This is a genomic window from Clavibacter sp. MX14-G9D (genome assembly GCF_032917815.1).
GTDB classification, from domain to species: domain Bacteria; phylum Actinomycetota; class Actinomycetes; order Actinomycetales; family Microbacteriaceae; genus Clavibacter; species Clavibacter michiganensis_K.
On the sequence record NZ_JAVCVL010000413.1, the window covers coordinates 1 to 813 of the forward strand.

The window sequence follows — 813 nt, forward strand, 5'->3', positions numbered from 1 at the left end:
GGCGAGCGCCGCCCCCGCCGCCCCCGCCGTCGACCGGGCCGCCGCCGACGCCGCGTTCGCCGCCCTCGAGGAGCGGTTCGACGCGCGCCTCGGCGTGCACCTGGTCGACACGGGCACGGGCGCCGAGGTCTCCTGGCGGGCGGACGAGCGATACGCGTACGCATCCACGATCAAGGCGCCGCTCGCCGCCGCGCTCCTCGACCGCGTGGGCATCGCGGGCCTCGACCGCGCGGTGCCGATCGAGGCGGCGGACGTCCTCGCGTACGCGCCCGTCACCGCGACGCGCGTCGGCGGCACCATGACCCTCCGCGAGCTGGCCGACGCCGCCATGACCCGGAGCGACAACACCGCGGCGAACCTGCTGCTCGAGGCCCTCGGCGGTCCGGCGGAGCTGGACGCGGCGCTCACGGCGCTCGGTGACGACACCACCGTCGTCTCCCGCACGGAGCCCGACCTCAACGAGGCGACGCCCGGCGACGACCGCGACACGACGACGCCGCGCGCCGCGGCCGCGCTCCTCCGGGCCTACGCGGTCGGGGATCCGGGTGCCCTCGCGGATCCGCTCGACGCCGACGAGCGCGCCCTGTTCACCGGCTGGCTGCGGGCGACGCGGACGGGCGACCCGCTCGTGCGTGCCGAGCTGCCCACGGGCTGGACCGTCGGCGACAAGTCCGGCTCGGGCGCCTACGCGAGCCGCGGCGACGTCGCCGTGGTGTGGCGGCCGGGCGCGGCGCCGCTCGTGATCGCGATCCACTCGTCGCGGGACGCGCCGGACGCCGAGGCCGACGACGCGCTCGTCTCGGGCGCCGCGCG

The 813-nt window shown here is 78.5% G+C and carries 1 protein-coding gene; it reads left to right on the top strand.

Going from position 1 to position 813, the window contains the following annotated elements; translation table 11 throughout:
* Positions 1-813 (top strand): class A beta-lactamase (gene bla, locus Q6969_RS16030; RefSeq protein ID WP_317231327.1); only part of this gene is annotated, 813 nt, incomplete at both ends.